Genomic DNA, 21,634 nt, shown 5'->3' with positions numbered 1-21,634 from the left:
GATATCACATTTTCGGGAAACCCAAACCTTGGCAAAGCCTCGAACCCGCACCGGACCCGCACCTGACCCGCCCCCGGACACGATGCAGCCCCGGGGCACGGGACATGATCACGTGCCTCGGGGCTGCGCTTCGGTGGGCGTCAGCCGGTCTTGACCTCACCGGCGATCCGGTCGCCCAGCGACTGGTCGACATTGCGCCAGTACGTCAGCGCCCGCTCCAGCACCGGCGTGCTCACCCCGTCGCTGAGGTGGCCCGCCACGTTCGACACCAGCCGGGCGCGCGCCGCGTCGTCCAGCACCTCGCGCACCATCGTGCCCGCCTGCCCGAAGTCGTCGTCCTCCGCGTGCAGCGCGTACGCCTCGCGCACCATCTCGCCCGCCGCCCGCCAGCCGGTGACCTCGCCGTACGCCTGCGGCGAAGCGGCCGGTCCGCCGTACGAGTTGGGCGCGTACGGCGCCCCCGCGTTCGACGGCTCGTACCGCATCGGGCCGTCCTTGGCATAGGAGTTGACCGGCGAGTGCGGGCGGTTCGGCGGGAGCTGGGCGTAGTTGGGGCCGATCCGGTACCGGTGCGTGTCCGGGTACGAGAACAGGCGGCCGAGCAGCATCTTGTCCGGGGACGGGCCGATGCCCGGCACCATGTTCGAGGGCTCGAACGCCGCCTGCTCGATGTGGACGAAGTAGTCCTCGGGGTTGTGGTCCAGCGTCATCCGGCCGACCTCGATCAGCGGGTAGTCGCCGTGCGGCCACACCTTCGTCAGGTCGAACGGGTTGAAGCGGTAGTCCGCCGCGTCCTCGAACGGCATGACCTGCACATACAGCGTCCACGACGGGTGGTCGCCGCGGTCGATGGCCTCCCACAGGTCCTGCCGGTGGTAGTCGGCGTTCTGGCCCGCGAGGGTGTCGGCGTCCGCCTGGGTGAGGAAGTCGATGCCCTGGTCGGTCTTGAAGTGGTACTTCACCCAGAACTTCGTGCCGCCGCCGTTGACCCACATGTACGTGTGCGAGCCGTAGCCGTTCATGTGCCGGTACGACTTGGGGATGCCGCGGTCGCCCATCAGCCACGTCACCTGGTGCGCGGACTCCGGCGAGAGCGTCCAGAAGTCCCACTGCATGTCGTTGTCGCGCAGCCCGTTGTCCGGGCGGCGCTTCTGCGACCTGATGAAGTCCTGGAACTTGATCGTGTCGCGCACGAAGAACACCGGGGTGTTGTTGCCGACCAGGTCGTAATTGCCGTGCTCGGTGTAGAACTTCAGCGCGAAGCCGCGCGGGTCCCGCCACGTGTCCGGGCTGCCCTGCTCACCCGCGACCGTCGAGAACCGCGCCAGCATCTGCGTGCGCTTGCCCGGCTGGAACAGGTCGGCGCGGGTGAACTGGCTGACGTCGTTGGTCACTTCGAACCGGCCGTACGCCCCGCTGCCCTTGGCGTGCACCACCCGCTCGGGGACCCGCTCCCGGTTGAACTGGGCCATCTTCTCGATCAGGTAGTGATCCTGCAGCAGGATCGGCCCGTCGGCCCCCACGGTCAGCGAGTGCTCGTCGCTCTCGACCGGGATACCGGCGTTGTTGGTGGTGTACGGGGTGCTCATCGAGAGTGTCCTCACGCTCGGGAGTCGTATGACCTCGCTGCTCCCCACCTTCCCACCGAATATGCCTGTCGGCACGCTGAGCCACCATGCGGTGACCCTTGGTCACGCTGGTGGCCGAGTCACCGGGCTGCGTTCGCGCGAGGGGCTGCGCCCCTACGGCACCGCTGCGCAGGTGGGTTCGCCGGTAGCCAGCGAGCCGAAGGCGGCGCCGGTGTCGAAAGCGACGATGAGCAGGGAGCGAGGAACGAGCGACCGTCGAAGAGGACCGTCGACACCGGATCTAAGCCGCCGGAGGCGAGAGGGCGGCAAAAAAAGGGGAAGGACGGTGAGCATGGGAAAGACGGCTCCCACGCACGGTCCGCCGCCACGCTGAGCCGACGCAAGAGGGTGCCGCGGGCGTTCACCCCCCACGGCAACCCCACCCAAGACGGCACCCCCACCCCCGTACCCCCGTACGGCCCTAGATCGGGAGCTCGAACCACACCACCTTGCCCGCGCCCAAGCGGGTGGCGCCCCAGCGTTGGGCCATGCGGTTGACGAGGTAGAGGCCGCGGCCACCTTCCTCCTCCGGGGCGGCGTGGCGCATGCGCGGCAGAAGAGGCGCGTCGTCACCGACTTCGCAGCGCAGGACGTCGGTGCGCAGGAGGCGCAGGGTGATGGGGCGCTCGGCGTAGCGCACGGCGTTGGTGACGATCTCGCTGACCAGGAGTTCGGCGGCGTCGGACTGGTCCTCGAGGTCCCAGCGGCGCAGGGCCTGGCGGATCAGGCGGCGGGCGCGGCCGGGCGTCTGGGGGTGCGGCTCCAGGAACCAGTAGGCGACGTCGCTGGGCGAGATGCCGTCGAAGCGCGCGGCGAGCAGGGCGATGTCGTCGTCGCGGTCGCCGGGGCCGAGGATCTCCAGCACCTCGTCGCACAGCGGCTCCAGCGGCGGCGGCGAGACCACGCTGGCGGCGTCGTGCAGCCGTTCGCGCAGCAGCTCGATGCCGCCCCACACGTCACGGCTGCGGGACTCGACCAGGCCGTCGGTGTAGAGCAGCAGGGTCGCCCCGGCGGGGGCGGGCAGCTCCACGGCCTCGAAGGGCACCCCGCCGACGCCGATCGGCGCGCCGGGCGGCACGCGCAGCACCTCGGCGAGACCGTCGGCGTGCAGCAGCACCGGCGGCGGGTGGCCCGCGTTGGCGACCACCAGCCGGTGGGCGATCGGGTCGTAGACGGCGTAGACGCAGGTCGCCATGCGGTCCTGGCCGAGCCGCTGGGCCTGTTCGTCCAGGTGGTAGAGGACTTCCTGGGGCGCCAGGTCGAGCCCGGCCAGGGTCTGGACGGTGGTACGGAGCTGGCCCATGATCGCCGCTGAGGTCATGGAGTGGCCCATGACGTCGCCGACGACGAGCGCCACCCGGCTGCCGGGCAGCGGGATCGCGTCGTACCAGTCGCCGCCGACGCGCGCGGACTCGGCCGCCGGAAGGTATCTGCTGGCGAGCTGGACGCCGGTCGGCTGCGGCAGCGAGTCCGGCAGCATCTCGCGCTGGAGGGCGTCCGCGATGTACGCCTCGCGGCCGTAGAGCACGGCCTTGTCGACGCCGAGCGCGGTGTGCGTGGCGAGCTGGGCGGCCACCAGCAGGTCGTCCGCCTCGAAGGGCGTACGGTCCGCGCGCCGCAGGAGCACCGCGGCGCCGATCACCCGGCGACGGCCGCGCAGCGGTGCCAGCAGGGCGCGGCGCCCGGTCGGCATGCCCGGCAGCGGCGCGTCGCTGTGGTCGGGGCGGCCGAGGAGTTCGGCGAGCGCGTCGGCGGCGCGCGGGGAGTCGGCGAAGACCGGCCGTACGCCGCGCAGCACTTCCGCCAGCGGCCCGTCGAGCAGCACCGCGATGGACTCGGCGGCGCCGCCGTACGACGACTCCAGGGCGGGCAGCAGCGGCGCCGCGCCGACCGGGGCGGTCGCGGTCGCCAGCGGGTCCGCGGGCTCCTCCAGGCCGCCGTCGGCGCGCCGCAGCCGCAGCCGCAGCGGCCCGGACGGCCGCTCGTCGCCGACCGGCAGCGGGTCGCGCAGATAGACCAGGATCGCGTCGGCGAAGGCGGGCACCGCCGAGCGGCACAGGCCGAGCAGGATCTCGTCGAGGTCGAGCCCGCGGGCGATCCGCCGGGTCGCGGCGCCCACGTATCGCAGCCGGTCGGCCTCGGGACCGGTCTGCACGGGCATCGGGATGCGCATCCCCACAGAATCCTCGTCGCCGGGGTGTCCCGCCGCTTCCAGCGGTGTGCCGCGCGGCGGAGTGCTGACGAACGACGCCAGCGACTCGCCCTCCGGCGGCGCCGTCCAGCCGGAGCCGTGCGTCGGGATGGGCGGCAGCGGCGGCAGGTGCGGCTCCACGGCGCGCGAGGGTCCGCGCGGGGTCTCGGGGGCGGATCCGCCGGGTATGGCCGAGGGCCGGTCCGCGCCGGGGCGGTCGGTGGCGGGGCGCTCGGCCGCCGGGTGGTCGGCGCCGGGGCGCTCGGCCGGCCTGCCCTCCGGCTCGTTCTCGTCGTGCGGGCGGGCCCCACCGGGGCGCGGGGGTGTGGCGGAGGCCGCCGAGGCCAGGCCGCGCGCCGACTCGAAGTCGCGGGCGGCGCGGGGCAGCTCGTGGTGGCCCGTGGCCGAGCCGAGGCCCGCAGCGGTACTCGGCCCCGAAGGCGTCTCGGGTACGGCGAAGCCGCCACGCGGGTCCGGTGGGGTCGCGGCGTGGTTCCTGGGCGTACGGGGCGGGTCCGTGGTCACGCGAGTCGTTCCATCCGTCTGTGCGCCACGCGCTGGCCGCGGCGGGTCGGGCCTGGTCAGGCGCGTCGGCAGGAGAGGAAGATCTGCTCCTCCGGCGGCACGTCGGTGCTCGCCGGTGCGTAGGCGTACGAATCCTCCTTGATCACCTCGAAGCCCGCGTCCACCACGACATGGCGCAGTTCATCCCTTAGATAACCGGATACCCGGATGGTGTGACCGAGGAACGGAATCGGCACATTGTCCAGATCGGCTTCCACCATCGACACGGCGAGCAGGCCGCCGGGCTCCAACAGGCCGTGGAGCGCCCGCAAGGTGCCGGGGATCTCGTCCTTGGGCAGCATGAGCAGCGAGAAGAACGCGGCGACCGCCGCGAAACTTCCCGGCGCCAGCGGCCCGCCCTCGGTGAGGTCGGCGAAGTCGGCCTGGACGAAGTCGGCCGCGGGCACGTTCACCCGTGCCTGCGCGAGCATTCCGGCCGACAGGTCCACGCCCGTCACCCGCAGCCCCGCGTCGGTGAACTGGCGCGCGGTCGGCAGTCCCGTACCGCAGCCGAGGTCCAGCACACGGGCACCGGCGGGCAGGGTCTCGACGAGCCATTCACCGGCCCTGACCTGCCCGTCCTTGTGCGGGAACGCTTCGTCGTACCGGTCGCCGATCGCGTCGAACGCCTCGGCCTGGCCGGTACGGTCCCTGCCCTGATCCTCGTGATCGTCGGCAGGGGGGATCCCCATGTGCTCGTAGCCGCCGGTTCCCACCGTTCCGGGCCTCCCTGACTGCTGCTGGATGGCTGCTGCTGAATGGCTGTACGAATGGCTGTGTTCGCGTCGCTGTGACGTAGCGTCAAACTCTAGGCCGCGATCGGCAATTGCGCAGTGTTCCGGAGCACGATCCTACGGTTGGGGGTCAGGGACGCAACAAGGGGCTCGGAGGTTCACTCCCGCCCCCCACGGCTTACGCCCGCTTACGCCCCCTACCGTACGCACCGCGGCCGTACCCCCGGCCCGGCCCGCCGCTTCTACGACGGCGGCCGGTCCCAGTCCGGCGGCAGCGCGGGCACCGGCCACGCCGGGTCGGGCCGCCAGTCCTCCCAGCCGTCACGGAACGGCGGACCCCAGGCCCTGACCACCCCCGCCGCGCGCTCACCGGCCCGCCGCACACGCGCCGCCAGCTCCGCCGGCATCAGCCCGTCCGCCTGCGCCTGCGCGAACTCGTCCTCGTCCAGCCAGCGCCAGGAGCGGTCCGGGTGGACCGAGATGTCGAGGAAGTGATCCTCCGAGTCCACCCCTCCCGACCAGCGCCGACGAGGTTCCTCAAGGTTCACATACCAGCATTTGAACCGCCACCCGGGCTCCCAGAACAGCCACACCGACCACGGCTCGCCCGGCCGCGCCAGCTTCAGCACCCCGGCGCCCCACCACGGCTCGACCCGCGCCACCCGCGGCTTCACGTACCGGCTCGCCAGCGGCTCCCGGTGCACCGGGGTCCCGTCCGCCAGCACCGGCTTCACGCACGCCGTACCGGGCGCCATCCACACCGCGAGCAGCTCCGCGTCGTCGCGCACCACGGTCACCGGACGGCAGATGTGCACCGCGTCCGTGCCGTTCCCCCGGTAACGCCACAGCACCTGCGCGCCGGGCGTCCAGAAGTGGCGCTCCCCGGCGCGGGTCGAGAGATCGGCTTCGGCTGTCATGAACAGAGTTTACGGAAGCACTGTTACGGATGCGTCATACGCAGAACGTCCAGCGCCTCGTCGAGCTGCGTTTCGGACAGCAGGCCGCGTTCGACGTAACCGGACTCGATCACCACCTCGCGGATCGTCTTCCGCTGCGCCAGCGCCTTCTTCGCGACCTTCGCGGCCTCCTCGTACCCGATGTAACGGTTCAGCGGAGTGACGACCGAAGGCGAGGACTCGGCGTACTCGCGGGCCCGCTCGACATTCGCCGTGATCCCGTCCACCGTGCGGTCCGCCAGCAGCCGCGTGACGTTGGCGAGCAGCCGGACCGACTCCAGGACGTTGCGGGCGATCACCGGCAGCATCACGTTCAGCTCGAAGTTGCCCGCCGCGCCCGCCACCGAGATGGCCGTGTCATTGCCCGTCACCTGCGCCGCCACCATCAGCACCGCCTCCGGGACGACCGGATTGACCTTGCCCGGCATGATCGACGAGCCGGGCTGAAGGTCGGGCAGCGCGATCTCGGACAGCCCGGTACGCGGCCCCGAGGACATCCACCGCAGGTCGTTGGCGATCTTGGTGAGGCCGACCGCGATCGTCCGCAGCTGCCCCGAGGTCTCCACGATGCCGTCCCTGGCGCCCTGCGCCTCGAAGTGGTCGCGGGCCTCGGTCAATGGCAGCCCGGTCGCGCGCGCCACCTCCGCGATCACCGCGGCCGGGAAGCCCGCCGGGGTGTTGATGCCGGTGCCCACCGCCGTGCCGCCCAGCGGCAGCTCCGCCAGCCGCGGCAGCGAGGACCGCAGCCGCTCGATCCCGTACCGCACCTGCGCCGCGTAGCCGCCGAACTCCTGGCCCAGCGTGACCGGCGTGGCGTCCATCAGGTGCGTGCGGCCCGCCTTCACGACGGTCGCGAACTCCGCCGCCTTCGCCTCCAGGGACTCCGCCAGACGGGTGAGCGCCGGAATCAGGTCGCCGGTCACCGCCGCCGTCGCCGCGATGTGGATGGAGGACGGGAAGACGTCGTTGGACGACTGCGAGGCGTTGACGTGGTCGTTGGGGTGGACGTCGCGGCCCAGGCGCTCGGTGGCCAGGGTGGCGATCACCTCGTTGGCGTTCATGTTGGACGAGGTGCCGGAACCGGTCTGGAAGACGTCCACCGGGAAGTGCTCGTCCCAGCGGCCCTCGGCGACCTCGGCGGCGGCCTCCTGGATCGCCTCGGCGGTGTCCTTGTCCAGGACGCCCAGCTCCGCGTTGACCTTCGCGGCGGCGGCCTTGATCCGGGCAAGCGCAGCGATGTGCGCCCGCTCGATCCGCTGCCCCGAGATCGGGAAGTTCTCCACCGCGCGCTGCGTCTGCGCCCGCCACTTCGCCTCGGCGGGCACCCGTACCTCGCCCATCGAGTCGTGCTCGATCCGGTATTCGCTCATGCCTATAACAGTGCCCGGGAACACCTGGGTGTTCCCGGGCACTGTCTCCCCGTGGTGAGATCGGCCGAATCCGCGCGCAGCCGGGCGAGCCCGCGTGAAGCCGGGCGAGGCCGCGTGAGATCCGCGCGGAGCCTCAGGCGGGCATGGCCAGCCGGCCGTTCCCCCCGTCCTGCGCCTCCTGCGCGTCGAGCGCCGCCCGCGCGGCCGACCTGCGGTCCGCGAGCAGCCGGTCCAGCGCCAGGGCGCCCGGCCCCGAGAAGACGATCAGCAGCAGCGTCCAGCAGAAGAAGACCGCCGCCTCACCGCCGTTCTCGATCGGCAGCAGCCCCCGGTGCTGATGGACGTCGAAGTACGCGAACGCCATCGACCCCGAGCCGATCAGCGCGGCCGGCCTGGTCGCCAGCCCGAACAGCACCAGCACACCGCCGACGAGCTGGATCAGCGCCGCGTACCACCCCGGCCACCGGCCCGCCGACAGCTCGGCCGTGCCGAGCACGCCGAAGAGCGACGCCACACCGTGGCAGGTGAACAGGAGCCCGACGACGATACGGAACAGGCTGAGCGCGTACGGCTGGGCCCGGTCGATGCGGGAGTCCGAACCCGTACCGGTAACGGTGTCCGACATGAGCGCACCTCCTCTCCGCTTAGTTGTAGACGCCGAATTCGTAGAGCGAGTACCCGTAGGCCGTGCCGCGCTGCGTGCCCGTCAGGCGCACATAGCGACCGGTGCCGGAGACGTCGAGGTCGTCGATGTCACCGTTGCCGTCGGTCACGGACTTCACCGTCGTCCAGTTCTGCCCGTCGTCGGAGGTCTGGATGTCGTACGCCTTGGCGTACGCCGACTCCCAGGAGAGCTGGACGTGGTGGAAGGCGGTGGTGGCGCCCAGGTCGACCTGGATCCACTGCGGGTCGCTCCAGTCGCTCGCCCAGCGGGTCCCGGCGTTGCCGTCCACCGCGTTCGACGGGGTGCACGGGCAGCCGCCGGTCGGGTCGGTCTGGTACGTGGAGGCCGTCGCGGGCTTGTTGAGCGCGACATTCGTACCGTTCGGCTTCGGCGGCACGATCCGCACCGACTTGGAGCCGTAGCTGACGTTGCCGTGGTTGTCGGTGGCGCGGACGTACGCCTCGTACACGCCGACCTTCTCCGGCGCCTTCGCCGTCAGCGTGCCGCCGTTCTGCGTGGTCGCGGCCGGGGTGAGCGAGCCGTTGTTGTCGATGTAGATGCTGCTGAACAGCACCTGGTACGTGATCGGGTCGTTCTCCGGGTCGGAGGTCGAGGTGGTGATCGTCACCGTGCCGCCCGCGGGCACACCCGAAGTGGCGTTGTCCACCGTCATGTCGGTCACCAGCGGCGGCTGGTTGTCACCCGAGGTGTTCCCGCCGTACGCGCGCTTGACCGCGTAGTACGAGGGCCGCTTCAGGCCGTCGGGCACCAGGTTGAACCAGATGCCGCCGAAGTCGTCCTCGTTGCCGTAGTGGAAGAGCGTGGCGCCCAGCGCCACACCGGGGTGGCCGGCCACGCAGTTCCATGCGTTGGTGTAACCGTCCGCCTTCTGCTGGTCGGTGGGCTCGTCCGCCACACCGTTCGCGTCGTTCGGCACCTCCCACGAACCGGCCGGGCCGCCCTCGGTGATGATGTACGGCTTGTCGTAACCGCCGCTCTCCCACGCCGACTTGACGTTGCAGACGTCCTTGTAGGAGTTGACCGCCAGCAGGTCCAGGTCCGGGGTGTTGCGCTTGTAGTACGGCCACGCGCCCGTCCACGCGTCGGTCGACGTCACCGGGTGGTTCGGGTCGGCCGCGTGCACCGCTTTCGAGAGGTCGTTGACGAAGGAGGTGTACGCGTTGCGCTCCTGCTCCAACTGGTCACCGCTGTAGCAGTTCTGGAGCCCCAGCACCGACTCGTTGCCGACGTCCCACATCAGCACGCCCGGGTTGTCCTTGTAGGTGTTCACCCACTTCGGGAACTCCGCGAGCATGTTGTTCTTGTACGTGGTGTCCGTCAGGTAGTCGACACAGCCGCCCGAGCCGGGACCGCCGCCCGGCTGGAGCCAGAAACCGGCGATCACCTTGATGCCGTTGGCCGCCGCCGCGTCGAACAGCGGCGCGCTGCTCGCGTCCGTACCCCACGTACGGATCGTGTTGACGCCCATCCGTGCCACGTCCGGCAGGTCCGCCGCCGCCTGCGAGGGCTGCGGACCCCACGTCAGACCCTTCACGGTGTACGGGGCGCCGTCCACGGTGAGCTGCCAATTGCCCTGCGAGCCGGTCACCTTGACCACGCTGCCCGCCGCCTGCGCGGCCGGGGCCTGCACGACGGCGAGACCCGCCGCGACCAGTGCCGCCACCGCGAGGGGCGCCAGGCCGCGCCTGGCCGTCCTCCTGATCACATGTGCGCGCATCTCGTCCTCCGAGGGGGTCACGGGTAGCTCACCAGGTAGGAGATACCGGAGTTGGTGTTGTTCACCGGGTCTCCGGTCTCGTTGACGACATGGCTGATCGTCCCGTCGTTGCCGAGCGAGACGGTGACCATGTCGTGCAGCCGCACCCCGGACGTGTTCGGCACCAGCAGGGCGCTGTCGGCGACGACGCTGGGGTCCGCGAGGAACAGGCAGTAGCTGCCCAGCCCCCACGCCTCGTGCGAGGAGACCGAGTCCGCCACCTGGTAGGCGGCGTAGCCGTGCCGCGAACCGTCCATCCAGGCCGCCTGGTTGGGCGGGTCGTACGGCATCTCGTTCTGGAAGAAGTACGTCCGTCCGGCGTCGCCGTTCCAGAGCACCTCGGTCTTCTGGTGGTGCTCCACGAACAGGCCGTACATCGTGACGCGCGCGCCGTTGACGACCAGGCCGGTGTCGCTGGTGTTGACGTCCCAGCCGACACCGCTGCCGTGGTCGGCCCGCCACAGCCACAGGTTGTCGCCGATCACGTCGGAGCTGTTGATCTCGACGCTGACGGTGGCCTTGCCGGCCTGCGCGCCGCCGATCCGCACGAACACGTCCTGGAGGAGCGTCGGGTCGCCCGCGTGGCCGCCGTCGGCGCCCCGCGGTCCGACGCGGACCAGCACCGCGGAATTCGTGGCGCCCGCGTCGATCAGCAGCCCGGAGATCTTCACACCGTCGACGTCGGCGACGGACAGCGCGGTGATGCCGTTGTCCGGCAGCAGCGTGGCGATGCCCAGGCCCAGCACGACCGTGCCCGCCCGCGTCACCTCCACGGTCTGGTCGAGGGCGTACACGCCCGGTGTGACCAGCAGGTGCTTGCCCTGCGCCAGCGCGGAGTTGATCGTGGCCGCCGAGTCGCCCGGCTTCGTGATGTAGAAGTCGGTCAGCGGGATCGACTCGCCCTGCGCGCCGCCGTTCCAGGTCACCCCGCGGGCGTTGCTGTGCAGCGCGGGCACGAACACCTGGTACGCGCCGGACCCGTCCACGTACAAGAAGGGCTTCTCCCGGATCACCGGGGCGCTGTCGACCACCGTGTGGGAGGGGTCGGGGAAGTTCTGCGGCGGTGCGCCGTCCACGCCGACGAAGACCATGTTCCATACGGAACCGGCCCATTCGCCGAGCGCGCTGTTCCGGGTCAGCCACTGCTGCTGGGAGCCGGACACGACCCGGCCGTCCACCTTGCAGTCGGCCATGAAGCCGCCGCTGGACCAGCCGTCGTAGCCGTTCCACAGCGGGACCTCGCCGCGGATGTGCACGCGGCGCAGCGGGGCGGCCTGCGAGACCGCCCAGCGGTTGGAGCCGCCGGTCGGGGTGACCGACAGATTCTCGGCGCTGCGCCAGAAGTTCTGGGTGGCGTTGCCCTGCATCCAGTCGGCCTCGACGTGCACCAGGCCGTGGATGTCGACGTCGTCGGGGGACAGGCCGAGCCCGGCGACGTGGGTGTAGAAGCCGACGTTGACGTCGAGTCCTTCGTACGTGCCCGGCTTGAAGAAGAGCGCGAAGCGGTCGGTGCCGAACTGGTTGGACTCCTGGCGGCGGAAGACGTCCGAGACCTTCGCCTGGATGTCGGCGATCGGCATCGAGGGGTCGAAGACCAGGACGTTGGGGCCGAAGTCGGGGTCCGCGGCGGCGGCGCGCGGACCGGCCGTCGTACCGGCCGTCGAACCGGCCTTCGTACCGTTCGCGCCGGACGCGGTGGCCGCGGTGGCCGCCGAGGCGCGGCCCGCCAGTACCGGGGTGGCCGCGAGGGCCGCCAGCGCGCCGAGGGCCGCGCGCCGGGAGAAGACGGATGTCACCGGTGAGCCGGGTGTGCCGGTCGTGCTGCTTGTGCTGCTTGTGGGGGGTTGAGAGGGGGGAAGTGCGGGGCTGTTCATAGATCACCTGTGTGTTGGGGGGACAGGTTTCCGGAGAGCGCTCTCCCACGGGGTCGGGTAAAGCCCGGCCCGCGCGGGAGAGCGCGGTGTCCGGGCTTACGGCAGTTGGTAGTTCTGGTTCAGAGCCGCGCCCTTCTGAGGCTGCGACTGGTCGTAACCGCGGGCGTCGCACTGGAGTCCACCGTTGATGCAGTGGGTGACCAGCGCGTTGAGGGTCGCGGCGTCCCAGTCGTTGAAGAAGTCGTAGTGGAAGGAGAAGCCCTGGCCACTGGAGAGGTGGACCTGCGACATGTCGCCGTTCACCGGCCAGGCCATCTTGAACTCGATCATCGGCAGGGCGACCGGGTGGTCGGCCGGGCAGACGTTCTGGTTGGCGCCGCCGGCGACCGGGTAGGCCATGTGACTCTTGTGGTCCGGCACGTCCAGGTGGATGCCGTCCCAGCAACTCGGCGCCTGGAGACGGATGTTGAGCTGCGTGTCAGGCGTGTTGGGGCAGCTCACCGGGATGTTCCAGTTGTGGTAGCTGGTCCCGCACTCCCAGCCCTCGACGGTGCCCTTGAGGTGCTGGAACTCGTCCTGCGTCTGGCTCGGGCTGCCGACCACGAAGCGCAGGCCCTTGGGGAAGGGGCGGACGCTGGTGTAGTCGTTCACGGACGACTTGTAGTAGATCGTCTGCGTGCCGACCGGCAGGATCTTCTGGGTGCCCTTGAACAGACTCGGCATCCAGTACGCCGACTTGTCGCCGGGCGCCAGACACACCGTGTTACCGGTCTCCAGCGAGGCCGTCGTGGAGTTGCCGTTCGTGCTGGTGTTGCCCATGAAGGTGTGGTCGTGCGACGCCCCCGGCTGGCCGGGGAAGACGATCGGGTCGTCCGGCGCCGTGTGCGTGGGGGCACACTGGGCCTGGAACTCGTGGAAGTACGCGTGCGGCGGCTCGTACGTCGACGGCGTCACGCCGGTGACCGGCGGGTTCGCCATGATGTAGCCGTCGCCGTCCGGGTCGTCGCCGGACGCCAGTCCGTTGCCGGTCAGCGGCATCGCCATGCCGGGCATCCCGGCGTGGTCGGCCGCGTGGTCCGCGGCGGCCGGTGTGCTGGCGGAAGCGTTTCCGGTCGTCATCGCGACCCCGCCGATACCGAGGCCGGTAGCGGCGAGTGACAGGGCTATGAGCAGCCCCGGGATCCTTCTGGTCCTCCGTGCCATGGAGACCTCCTGCTTGATGGTGCGCATGGGGGGCTGACGGCACGACGTGGCGGCAGGCGTCATGACGGGCCGTCAGTTGGGAGAGCGCTCTCCCAGGTACGGAATGTTCCGCTCCCGCTAAGGACATGTCAACGGTTGATGAATCGGCCCCGCTGCGCGAGCCGGGCATTCCGCCACCCCCCGACCACCCTGGCCTGCAAGCCCTCCACTTCTTGCGGATTTCGTGAAGGTCCACCCCCTGCCCTTGGCCTATACCAACCCCCGGTACCACGCGCTGGCGTAGTCAGCGGTCCCCCCGCCGGGCCGCCCCTTGGGCACGGGCGGGTGGTGCCCCGCCGCCGTGCGGTTCTCGGCCGGCCCCGCCGCCCGGGCGCTGCGTGCTGGCGTAATCAGCGGCCCCCCGCCGGGCCGCCCCTTCGGCACGGGCGGGTGGTGCCGCGCCGCCGTGCGCTGGCATACGCGGCGGTCGCCCCGCCGGGCCTGCGGCGTGGACGCTGGGGTGTCACCCCCGGCCGTTGGGTAACCGGCAGGGCTCCGGCGCGGTGCCGCGCCCCATCGGGCGGGGCCTTCGCCCGGTTCAGCGCCGCGCCCCGGACGCATGCCGGGCGACCGGCGTCGGGCGGTCAGCTGCCGAGCCTGCCCCGCAGCGCGGACGGTGTCGCATGCCGTCCCGTTGATGTTGCGCGCTGCCCGGGCTACCTGCTGCCGTTCCCGCGTCCGCGTCTGCCGCTGCTCCTGCGGGCACCATCGCCCAGCCCGCGTGCAGTGCGCGCTCGCGCCCGCGTATGTCGCCGTCGCCGCTCCCGAGTCTGCGGAGTTGCGGCCCCACCCCGCAGGGCAAGTGCGTGCCCACTACCGTGCGCGAGCATGCGGTCGTTGCCGCCCCGTGGTGCACCCGTGCCGCGCTGGTGCCGTCGCGGCTCTCGTGCCGCCACCGCCCCGCAGGGCGGTACCCGCCCGTGCCCGCGCCGTGCGCGTCCGCGCCTGCCGCCGCCGCGGCTACCCAATGGCGCGCGCCCGCCCCCCCGCGGCGGCGACAGCACGCACCCGTGCCGCCACCGCCCCGCAGGGCGGTACCCGCCCGTTCCCGTGCCGCACGCGCCCGCGGCTACCGCCCCCACGCGGCGCGGCCCCCCGGCGGGGCGGCAGAGCCGTAGGCGGTGAGCTTCCCGCAGGGGTCAGGCGCCTTGGCGGCGGGGGATGGTGGTGAAGGTGGGGGAGGGGGAAGGGTCTTGGAAGAAGTCGTTGCCCTTGTCGTCGACGACGACGAAGGCGGGGAAGTCCTCGACCTCGATCTTCCAGACGGCTTCCATGCCGAGTTCGGCGTATTCGAGGACGTCGACCCGCTTGATGCAGTCCTGGGCGAGGCGGGCGGCGGGGCCGCCGATGGAGCCGAGGTAGAAGCCGCCGTGGGCGGCGCACGCGTCGGTGACCTGCTTGCTGCGGTTGCCCTTGGCGAGCATCACGAAGGAGCCGCCCGCGGCCTGGAACTGCTCGACGTAGGCGTCCATCCGGCCCGCGGTGGTCGGCCCGAAGGAGCCCGAGGCGTACCCCTCGGGCGTCTTGGCCGGGCCCGCGTAGTAGACGGCGTGGTCGCGCAGGTACTGCGGCATCTCCTCGCCCGCGTCCAGCCGCTCCTTGATCTTGGCGTGCGCGATGTCGCGGGCCACGACCAGCGGCCCGGACAGCGAAAGCCGGGTCTTCACGGGGTACTTGGTCAGCTCGGCGCGGATCTCGTCCATCGGCCGGTTGAGGTCGACGCGTACGACGTCGTCGTCCAGGTGCTCGTCGGTGGTCTCCGGCAGGAAACGCGCCGGGTCCGTCTCCAACTGCTCCAGGAAGACACCCTCTGCGGTGATCTTCGCCAGCGCCTGCCGGTCCGCCGAGCAGGACACCGCGATGGCGACCGGGCACGACGCGCCGTGCCGCGGCAGCCGCACCACCCGCACGTCGTGGCAGAAGTACTTCCCGCCGAACTGCGCCCCGATCCCGATCCTCTGCGTCAGCTCGAAGACCTTCTGCTCCAACTCCTTGTCCCGGAAGCCGTGTCCGGCCGCCGAGCCCTCGGCGGGCAGCTCGTCCAGGTAGTGCGCGGACGCGTACTTGGCCGTCTTCAGGGCGAATTCGGCGCTGGTCCCGCCCACCACGATCGCCAGGTGGTACGGCGGACAGGCCGCCGTACCCAGCGAACGGATCTTCTCCTCAAGGAACTTCATCATCGACGCCTCGTTCAGCACCGCCTTCGTCTCCTGGTAGAGGAAGGACTTGTTGGCGCTGCCACCGCCCTTGGCCATGAAGAGGAACTTGTACGCGCCGCCGTCCGTCGCGTACAGCTCGATCTGCGCGGGCAGGTTGGAGCCGGTGTTCTTCTCGTCCCACATCGTCAGCGGGGCCATCTGCGAGTAGCGCAGATTGAGCTTGGTGTACGCGTCGTAGATCCCGCGCGACAGCGCTTCCTCGTCACCGCCCGCGGTGAGGACCTGCTGGCCGCGCTTGCCCATGACGATCGCCGTACCGGTGTCCTGGCACATCGGGAGCACGCCGGCCGCCGCGATGTTCGCGTTCTTCAGCAGGTCGAGCGCGACGAATTTGTCGTTGGGGCTCGCCTGCGGGTCGTCCAGGATGCGGCGGAGCTGCGCGAGGTGGGTCGGGCGCAGGTAGTGGGAGATGTCGTGCATCGCCTCGGCCGCGAGCAGTCGCAGCGCCTCCGGATCGACCGTGAGGAACGTACGCCCGTCCGCCTCGAAGGTGCTGACACCCTCGGCGGTGAGCAGGCGGTACGTGGTGGGGTCCTCGCCGAGGGGAAGCAGATCCGTGTAGGCGAACTCAGGCATGGGGCATTCCTCACTCGGCGGCGGCGCTGCGGCCTCCCGATTCTAGAACGCCCCCGAACGGCCGGGCGGGCCGGACCCCTAGGGGGTACTTCGGGGTAGTCGCGATCTATCGCGTCTGTGTACCGTAGGGACGTGGACGAATCGCAGCTCCAGAAACGCGCGCAAGAGCAGCCCCAGCCGGTGCGTACGGGCAAGCCCACCGCGGAAGCGGACCTGCGGGCGTCGGACGCGGACCGGGACCGGATCGCCGACATCCTGCGCGAGGCCCTGGCCGAGGGCCGTCTGGACTCGTCGGAGCACTCCGAGCGGCTCGACCAGGTCTACGCGGCCAAGACGATGGGCGAACTGGAGCCGCTGGTACGGGATCTGCCGGTGGGCAGGACCAGCGCACCGGCGCCCGCCCCCGCGGCCCGCGGCGGTTACCACTACGCCCCCGACCCCAGCGGCGAGAACCCGAACCTGGTCGGCATCCTCGGCGGGGCCGAGCGCAAGGGCCGCTGGCGCGTCGGCCACCGGATCACCGCGGTCGCGATCATGGGCGGCGTCGAGATCGACCTCACCGAGGCCACGTTCACCTCGCCCGAACTGGTCATCCACTGCACCGCGATCATGGGCGGCATCAGCGTCAAGCTGCCGGAGAACGTGACGCTGCGCGGCGGCGGGGTCGTCGGCATCATGGGCGGCTCCGACGTCAAGGCGTTCGAGGCGCCGGACGCCGACGCGCCGGTGGTCCGCATCGACGGCTTCGCCTTCTGGGGCGGCGTCGAGGCGAAGGCCAAGCGCGGCAAGAAGGTCAAGGACTGGACGAATAAGAACCTCGAGAGCTGAGGCGCGGGACCGGTCGGGGGAGCCTCCGGCGCCGGGGTGAGGCGGCCTCGGGCACGGGTGAGCGGGCAGCGGCGGTTTCACGCCCCCCGACTCCGTAACGGCTGTGATTGATGGTGCGTAAGTGCGCCAAGCATCGTGCGTGTTTCCGCCATCCGCAGGTCACAGGCTTGCGGGGCTCTCGCGCCGGGCGAACACGGTGCGCATGAAGTCGCGTACAGCGGGTAGGGGTTCGAGCACGCCGCCGCACTGCCGCCGTTGAGATCCGCGCCCGCCGGGGGAGTGGTCGGTGACGCGCCAGGGTGGCAATCGCCGAGCCGTCGTCAGGAGTATCCCGTGCTTCAACCGATCGAGCCCGTCACGGACACCGCCTACCCGCCCGGTCATCCGCGGGATCTGGGCGGGCCCTGGCACTCGGAGGCCGCCTGCCGCAGTGACGAGGCGGGGCTGTTCTTCGCCCCGTCGAAGGAGCCCACTGCCGCTCGTCTGTCCCGGGAGGAGGCGGCCAAACGCGTGTGCGCGCGCTGCCCGGTGATGCTCGAATGCCGTGAACACGCCCTGCTCCAGCCGGAACCGTACGGGGTGTGGGGCGGCATGACCGCCGCCGAGCGCCGCGTGGTGCTGGCCCGCCGCCGCCGTCGCGAGGTCGAACTCCAGCGCCCCGACCCGCAGATCGCCGCCGCGGGCTGACCGTACGGCTCAGCGGCTCAGGAGTTTCGTCGGCCGGGCGCCGCCCGCCGCGCCGCATCCGGGAATACGGGGCCCGAGTGCGCCGCGGCAGGCGGCAGCCGACGTACCGAAGGACGTACCGAAGGCGGGGAGCGGGCCTCAGCGCGCCCGGTCGAAGTCGATCGCGCTGTACGCCCGCAGCTTGGACAGCCGGTGCGTGGAGTCGATCTGCCGGATCGTGCCGGACTTGGAGCGCATCACCAGCGACGAGGTGGTGGCGGTCTCCGCGCGGTACCGCACCCCGCGCAGCAGTTCGCCGTCGGTGATCCCGGTGGCGACGAAGAAGACGTTCTCGCCGCTGACCAGGTCCTTGGTGTGCAGAATCCGGTCCAGGTCGTGCCCGGCGTCCAGCGCCCGGCGCCGCTCGGCGTCGTCCTTGGGCCACAGCCTGCCCTGGATCGTGCCGCCGAGGCAGGTGATCGCGCAGGCCGCGATGATGCCCTCGGGCGTGCCCCCGATGCCCAGCAGCATGTCCACGCCGGTGCCCTCGCGCACCGCCATGATTGCGCCCGCCACGTCGCCGTCGGCGATGAACTTGATCCGGGCGCCGGTCTCGCGGATCTCCTTCACGATGCCGTCGTGCCGCGGCCGGTCGAGCACCACGACGGTGACGTCCTCGGGCGCGCTGCCCTTGGCCTTGGCGACCCGGCGCACATTGACCGCGGGCGGCGCGGTGATGTCGACGTACTCGGCGGCCTCGGGGCCGACCACCAGCTTGTCCATGTAGAAGACGGCCGAGGGGTCGAACATGGTGCCGCGGTCGGCGACGGCGAGCACCGCCACCGCGTTCGGCATGCCCTTGGCGGTCAGCGTGGTGCCGTCCACCGGGTCGACGGCGACATCGCACTCGGGCCCGGTGCCGTCACCGATCCGCTCGCCGTTGTAGAGCATCGGCGCCTCGTCCTTCTCGCCCTCGCCGATGACGACGACGCCGTTCATCGAGACGGTGTGGACGAGGGTGCGCATCGCGTTCACCGCGGCGCCGTCGGCCCCGTTCTTGTCGCCCCTGCCGACCCAGCGTCCGGCCGCCATCGCGGCGGCCTCGGTGACGCGTACGAGTTCCAGTGCCAGGTTGCGGTCAGGGGCCTCCGGGCTCACTTCGAGCTGGGGCGGCAAATGCTGTTCGGTCATCACGCGCACCTTTCTGTACGAGGACGGCCGGAATATGAGGGTGTTCCGACCCTATCGGTTCGGCGCGAATATGAGCAGGGTGCACGTCACATGAGCGCCTGGTGCCCGGTGCGGGCCGGGGCCCGCGGAGGGTGCGGACCCCGGCGTCCGGGGCCGTTCCCGGCATGGGGGACGATGGTCGGGTGGCAGCAGACAAACGTGGCAACAAGACCGTGCGGGACCTGGTGCTGTCGATGGCGGTGATCGGCGCCGTCGCCGCCCTCATCTATGTGTTCATCCCGCACGACTCGAAGGCCGACCCGACCAAGCCGGTCACCTTCTCGGTGGAGCTCGGCCAGGCGCGGCGCGACGCGCCGTACAAGGTGGCGGGGCCCGAGGGGCTGCCCGCGACCTGGCGGGCCACCTCGGTCACCTACAGCGCGGCCGACCCGCAGGCGGTGACCTGGCACATCGGCTTCGTCGACCCCGAGGACCAGTACGTCGCCGTCGAGCAGAGCAACGCCGCGGCCGAGCCGTACATCAAGGACGTCACCTTCGGCGCGCACCGCGACGGCGGCCGTACGGTCACCGCGGGCGGCCTGGTCTGGGAGCGCTACGCGGGGCCGAAGTACAACGCGCTGGTCCGCAAGGAGCAGGGCGTCACCACGGTGGTACTGGGCACCGGCAAGGACGCGGAGCTGACGACGATGGCCGCCGCGCTGAAGGAGCGCGGCGGCCAGTAATCGGTAGCCGGTCATACGGACGTACGTGTGACCAGGTGTCCGGTCATACGGACATACGTCGGTCCGTCGTACGGATCAGACGGTCGTCACGACCTGCTCGTACGACAGGCGCGGGTTGCGGTCGTACCAGGCGGCCTCGCCCGGCTTGCCTATGTTGACCACGGCCAGCACCGAGTGCTCGCCGTCCGCGAAGAACTCCTTGTTGATGCCGTCGGCGTCGAAGCCGGTCATCGGGCCGGCGGCCAGACCGGCGGCGCGGACGCCGATGATGAAGTAGCCGACCTGGAGCGCGGCGTTCAGCGCGGCGGACTGCTCGCGGACCGGGCGCTCGGCGAAGATCACGTCCTTGGCCTGCGGGAAGACCGGGAGCAGGGTGGGCAGCTCCTCGTGGAACTCGTTGTCCGCGGCCAGGATCGCCACCAGCGGCGCGGTCGACGTCTTCGCCTTGTTGCCCTCGCTCATGTGCCGCACCAGGCGCTCGCGCCCCTCTTCGGTACGGGCCAGGACGACGCGCAGCGGCTGCTGGTTGAACGCGGTCGGCGCGTACTTCACCAGGTCGTAGATGGCCTGGACCTGCTCGTCGGTCACCGGCTCGTCGGTGAACGTGTTGGCGGTGCGGGCCTCACGGAAGAGCAGGTCCTGGGCGGCGGTGTCGAGCACGAGAGTCATGCGGGATCCTCAGGTCTTTCGGTCGTGCGAGGGGGGCGCGCCGGGGGGCGGCGCGTCGGAACACTCCGACCAACCTGGGTGAACGTTCAACCATTCCCTGGGGCAAGTGTGACCCCTGTCACTCCTGTGCGGCCCCCGTGACCCCTTCCGCCTCCTCGTCGTCCTCCTCCGCCGCCAGCGCCGCGTCCAGCCGGGCCCGCGCGCCCTCCAGCCAGCGGCGGCAGACCTTGGCCAGCTCCTCGCCCCGCTCCCACAGGGCCAGGGATTCCTCCAAGGTCGCGCCGCCCGCTTCCAGCCGCCGTACGACGTCCACCAGCTCGTCGCGCGCCTGCTCGTACCCGAGGGCCGCGCTACCGCTCTCCCGGTCCGCCGTATCGGTGGTGTCTGCCGTGTCTGCCATGGGGGCAAGCCTAGGCGCGGGGTGGGACAGGTCAGGCGAAGCGCACACCGACATCAGCGCGCGACACCGAACCGCGTGACGACGACATCAGCGCGCGCCGCCCACGCCCACCCCGGCATCACTCCGTGACGCGCACCGTGAAGTCGCCCTCGGCCACCCGCGCCCGCAGCGCGTCGTCCGGGGCCACCTCCGCCGGGTCCCGTACCACCGAGCCGTCCTCGCGCTGGAGCACCGCGTACCCGCGGCGCAGCGTCGCGGCCGGGGACAGCGCGACCACCCGCGCCAGGGTGTGCGAGAGATCCGCGTCGGCGCGCTCCAGCAGATGGCGCAGCGTACGGCGGGCCCGGTCCACCCGGTCGGCCACCTCCGCCGCGCGGCCGTCGATCATCCCGTACGGCGCCGCCATCGACGGACGGCTCAGCGCCGCCTCCAGGCCGCGCTCCTCCCGGTCCAGCAGCCCGCGCATCACCCGCAGCGCCCGGTCCCGTACCAACTGGACGCGCGCCAGCTCCTCGCGCACATCCGGCACGATCCGCTTGGCCGCGTCGGTCGGGGTGGACGCCCGCAGGTCGGCGACCAGGTCGAGCAGCGGCGAGTCCGGCTCGTGGCCGATCGCCGAGACCACCGGGGTCCGGCAGGCCGCGACCGCGCGGACCAGCTCCTCGTCGGAGAACGGCAGCAGGTCCTCGACGCTGCCGCCGCCGCGCGCCACGACGATCACGTCGACATCCGGACGCGCGTCCAGCTCCCGTACCGCCTCGATCACCCGCGGCACCGCGCTCGCGCCCTGCACCGGCACATTGCGCACCTCGAAGCGGACGGCGGGCCAGCGCAGCCGCGCGTTCTCCCGCACGTCCCGCTCGGCCGCCGAGGCGCGGCCGGTCACCAGGCCGATGAGCTGCGGCAGAAACGGTATGGGCCGCTTGCGGTCCAGCGCGAAGAGCCCCTCGGCCGCCAGCGTCTTCTTCAACTGCTCCAGGCGCGCCAGCAGTTCACCCACCCCGACCGGGCGGATCTCCACCGCGCGCAGCGAGAGCTGGCCGCGCGGCCCGTACCACTCGGGCTTGGCGTGCATCACCACCCGCGCGCCCTCGCCGACCACGTCCGCGACCTGCTCGAAGACACCGCGGAAGCACGTCACCGTGATCGACACGTCGTGCGAGGGGTCGCGCAGCGTCATGAACACCACGCCCGCGCCCGGCCGCCGCGACAACTGGGTGATCTGCCCCTCCACCCACACCGCGCCCAGCCGGTCGATCCAGCCGCCGATCAGCCGCGACACCTCACCGACGGGGATCGGCGTCTGCGCCGAGGTGTTCAGAGCCATGCCCGCAGCGTAGTGGGCGTGACCGACACCGCCGCC

The 21,634-nt window shown here is 71.4% G+C and carries 17 protein-coding genes; 3 read left to right on the top strand and 14 right to left on the bottom strand.

Annotated features, from left to right (window positions below; translation table 11 throughout):
• Nucleotides 1-140: 140 nt before the first annotated feature.
• From ACIOC1_RS08090 to ACIOC1_RS08045, 10 genes are all read right to left on the bottom strand, one after another.
• On the bottom strand, nucleotides 141-1,589 hold the full coding sequence (locus ACIOC1_RS08090) for a catalase (protein WP_401852647.1): 1,449 nt from the start codon (nucleotides 1,587-1,589) through the stop codon (nucleotides 141-143).
• A 460-nt stretch (nucleotides 1,590-2,049) separates the two neighbouring features.
• A complete protein-coding gene (locus tag ACIOC1_RS08085; RefSeq protein WP_401721745.1) occupies nucleotides 2,050-4,344 on the bottom strand; it encodes a SpoIIE family protein phosphatase in 2,295 nt (764 codons plus the stop codon).
• Nucleotides 4,345-4,400: 56 nt separating this feature from the next.
• Nucleotides 4,401-5,075, bottom strand: coding sequence for a class I SAM-dependent methyltransferase (locus tag ACIOC1_RS08080; protein ID WP_355348005.1), 675 nt, complete (start codon nucleotides 5,073-5,075; stop codon nucleotides 4,401-4,403).
• A gap of 284 nt (nucleotides 5,076-5,359) precedes the next feature.
• On the bottom strand, nucleotides 5,360-6,034 hold the full coding sequence (locus ACIOC1_RS08075) for a DUF402 domain-containing protein (RefSeq protein ID WP_355347933.1): 675 nt from the start codon (nucleotides 6,032-6,034) through the stop codon (nucleotides 5,360-5,362).
• Between the two features lie 23 nt (nucleotides 6,035-6,057).
• The gene (locus ACIOC1_RS08070; protein WP_401721751.1) at nucleotides 6,058-7,443 is read right to left on the bottom strand and encodes a class II fumarate hydratase; all 1,386 of its coding nucleotides are present in this window, start codon (nucleotides 7,441-7,443) and stop codon (nucleotides 6,058-6,060) included.
• Between the two features lie 133 nt (nucleotides 7,444-7,576).
• A complete protein-coding gene (locus ACIOC1_RS08065) occupies nucleotides 7,577-8,068 on the bottom strand; it encodes a DoxX family protein (protein WP_355347938.1) in 492 nt (163 codons plus the stop codon).
• Between the two features lie 19 nt (nucleotides 8,069-8,087).
• Complete coding sequence (locus tag ACIOC1_RS08060; protein ID WP_391049204.1) at nucleotides 8,088-9,845, bottom strand: discoidin domain-containing protein; 1,758 nt, start codon at nucleotides 9,843-9,845, stop codon at nucleotides 8,088-8,090.
• Between the two features lie 17 nt (nucleotides 9,846-9,862).
• A complete protein-coding gene (locus ACIOC1_RS08055; RefSeq protein WP_401852643.1) occupies nucleotides 9,863-11,758 on the bottom strand; it encodes an adenylyl cyclase in 1,896 nt (631 codons plus the stop codon).
• A gap of 96 nt (nucleotides 11,759-11,854) precedes the next feature.
• On the bottom strand, nucleotides 11,855-12,961 hold the full coding sequence (locus tag ACIOC1_RS08050) for a DUF1996 domain-containing protein (protein WP_401852640.1): 1,107 nt from the start codon (nucleotides 12,959-12,961) through the stop codon (nucleotides 11,855-11,857).
• 1,178 nt (nucleotides 12,962-14,139) lie between these two features.
• On the bottom strand, nucleotides 14,140-15,795 hold the full coding sequence (locus ACIOC1_RS08045) for a FumA C-terminus/TtdB family hydratase beta subunit (protein ID WP_391049208.1): 1,656 nt from the start codon (nucleotides 15,793-15,795) through the stop codon (nucleotides 14,140-14,142).
• A gap of 132 nt (nucleotides 15,796-15,927) precedes the next feature.
• Between ACIOC1_RS08045 and ACIOC1_RS08040 the strand changes: the two genes are divergently transcribed.
• Nucleotides 15,928-16,623 (top strand): DUF1707 domain-containing protein, encoded by a 696-nt coding sequence (locus tag ACIOC1_RS08040; RefSeq protein WP_401852637.1) that lies wholly within the window; start codon nucleotides 15,928-15,930, stop codon nucleotides 16,621-16,623.
• A 333-nt stretch (nucleotides 16,624-16,956) separates the two neighbouring features.
• Nucleotides 16,957-17,310, top strand: coding sequence for a WhiB family transcriptional regulator (locus tag ACIOC1_RS08035; RefSeq protein WP_188281299.1), 354 nt, complete (start codon nucleotides 16,957-16,959; stop codon nucleotides 17,308-17,310).
• 138 nt (nucleotides 17,311-17,448) lie between these two features.
• Here the strand turns inward: ACIOC1_RS08035 and glpX are convergent, their stop codons facing one another.
• Nucleotides 17,449-18,480, bottom strand: coding sequence for a class II fructose-bisphosphatase (glpX, locus tag ACIOC1_RS08030; protein ID WP_355347954.1), 1,032 nt, complete (start codon nucleotides 18,478-18,480; stop codon nucleotides 17,449-17,451).
• A 164-nt stretch (nucleotides 18,481-18,644) separates the two neighbouring features.
• Here glpX and ACIOC1_RS08025 point away from each other — a divergent pair, with 164 nt between their 5' ends.
• Complete coding sequence (locus ACIOC1_RS08025) at nucleotides 18,645-19,202, top strand: DUF4245 domain-containing protein (protein WP_401312960.1); 558 nt, start codon at nucleotides 18,645-18,647, stop codon at nucleotides 19,200-19,202.
• A 75-nt stretch (nucleotides 19,203-19,277) separates the two neighbouring features.
• Here ACIOC1_RS08025 and ACIOC1_RS08020 read toward each other — a convergent pair whose 3' ends face one another.
• The 3 genes from ACIOC1_RS08020 to xseA form a co-directional block, all read right to left on the bottom strand.
• The gene (locus ACIOC1_RS08020; RefSeq protein ID WP_391049214.1) at nucleotides 19,278-19,871 is read right to left on the bottom strand and encodes a malonic semialdehyde reductase; all 594 of its coding nucleotides are present in this window, start codon (nucleotides 19,869-19,871) and stop codon (nucleotides 19,278-19,280) included.
• A gap of 118 nt (nucleotides 19,872-19,989) precedes the next feature.
• Complete coding sequence (locus ACIOC1_RS08015; RefSeq protein WP_401852633.1) at nucleotides 19,990-20,271, bottom strand: exodeoxyribonuclease VII small subunit; 282 nt, start codon at nucleotides 20,269-20,271, stop codon at nucleotides 19,990-19,992.
• Nucleotides 20,272-20,389: 118 nt separating this feature from the next.
• Nucleotides 20,390-21,598: an exodeoxyribonuclease VII large subunit gene (xseA, locus tag ACIOC1_RS08010; protein WP_355347966.1), complete on the bottom strand. Its 1,209-nt coding sequence runs from the start codon at nucleotides 21,596-21,598 to the stop codon at nucleotides 20,390-20,392.
• Nucleotides 21,599-21,634 lie beyond the last annotated feature (36 nt).

Source organism: Streptomyces sp. NPDC088197, assembly GCF_044741185.1.
Lineage (GTDB): Bacteria > Actinomycetota > Actinomycetes > Streptomycetales > Streptomycetaceae > Actinacidiphila.
Note: the sequence above shows the minus strand (reverse complement) of the source record. Positions and strands in the feature narration are given on the sequence as shown.

Bases quoted from the DNA above. Each gene is read 5' to 3' on its own strand.
- ACIOC1_RS08045 (WP_391049208.1), bottom strand. From the start codon at position 15,795: ATGCCTGAGTTCGCCTACACGGATCTGCTTCCCCTCGGCGAGGACCCC.
- ACIOC1_RS08075 (WP_355347933.1), bottom strand. From the start codon at position 6,034: ATGACAGCCGAAGCCGATCTCTCGACCCGCGCCGGGGAGCGCCACTTC.
- ACIOC1_RS08055 (WP_401852643.1), bottom strand. From the start codon at position 11,758: ATGAACAGCCCCGCACTTCCCCCCTCTCAACCCCCCACAAGCAGCACA.
- ACIOC1_RS08060 (WP_391049204.1), bottom strand. From the start codon at position 9,845: ATGCGCGCACATGTGATCAGGAGGACGGCCAGGCGCGGCCTGGCGCCC.
- ACIOC1_RS08025 (WP_401312960.1), top strand. From the start codon at position 18,645: ATGGGGGACGATGGTCGGGTGGCAGCAGACAAACGTGGCAACAAGACC.
- glpX (WP_355347954.1), bottom strand. From the start codon at position 18,480: ATGACCGAACAGCATTTGCCGCCCCAGCTCGAAGTGAGCCCGGAGGCC.
- ACIOC1_RS08070 (WP_401721751.1), bottom strand. From the start codon at position 7,443: ATGAGCGAATACCGGATCGAGCACGACTCGATGGGCGAGGTACGGGTG.
- ACIOC1_RS08015 (WP_401852633.1), bottom strand. From the start codon at position 20,271: ATGGCAGACACGGCAGACACCACCGATACGGCGGACCGGGAGAGCGGT.
- ACIOC1_RS08090 (WP_401852647.1), bottom strand. From the start codon at position 1,589: ATGAGCACCCCGTACACCACCAACAACGCCGGTATCCCGGTCGAGAGC.
- ACIOC1_RS08080 (WP_355348005.1), bottom strand. From the start codon at position 5,075: ATGGGGATCCCCCCTGCCGACGATCACGAGGATCAGGGCAGGGACCGT.
- ACIOC1_RS08020 (WP_391049214.1), bottom strand. From the start codon at position 19,871: ATGACTCTCGTGCTCGACACCGCCGCCCAGGACCTGCTCTTCCGTGAG.
- ACIOC1_RS08050 (WP_401852640.1), bottom strand. From the start codon at position 12,961: ATGGCACGGAGGACCAGAAGGATCCCGGGGCTGCTCATAGCCCTGTCA.
- xseA (WP_355347966.1), bottom strand. From the start codon at position 21,598: ATGGCTCTGAACACCTCGGCGCAGACGCCGATCCCCGTCGGTGAGGTG.
- ACIOC1_RS08065 (WP_355347938.1), bottom strand. From the start codon at position 8,068: ATGTCGGACACCGTTACCGGTACGGGTTCGGACTCCCGCATCGACCGG.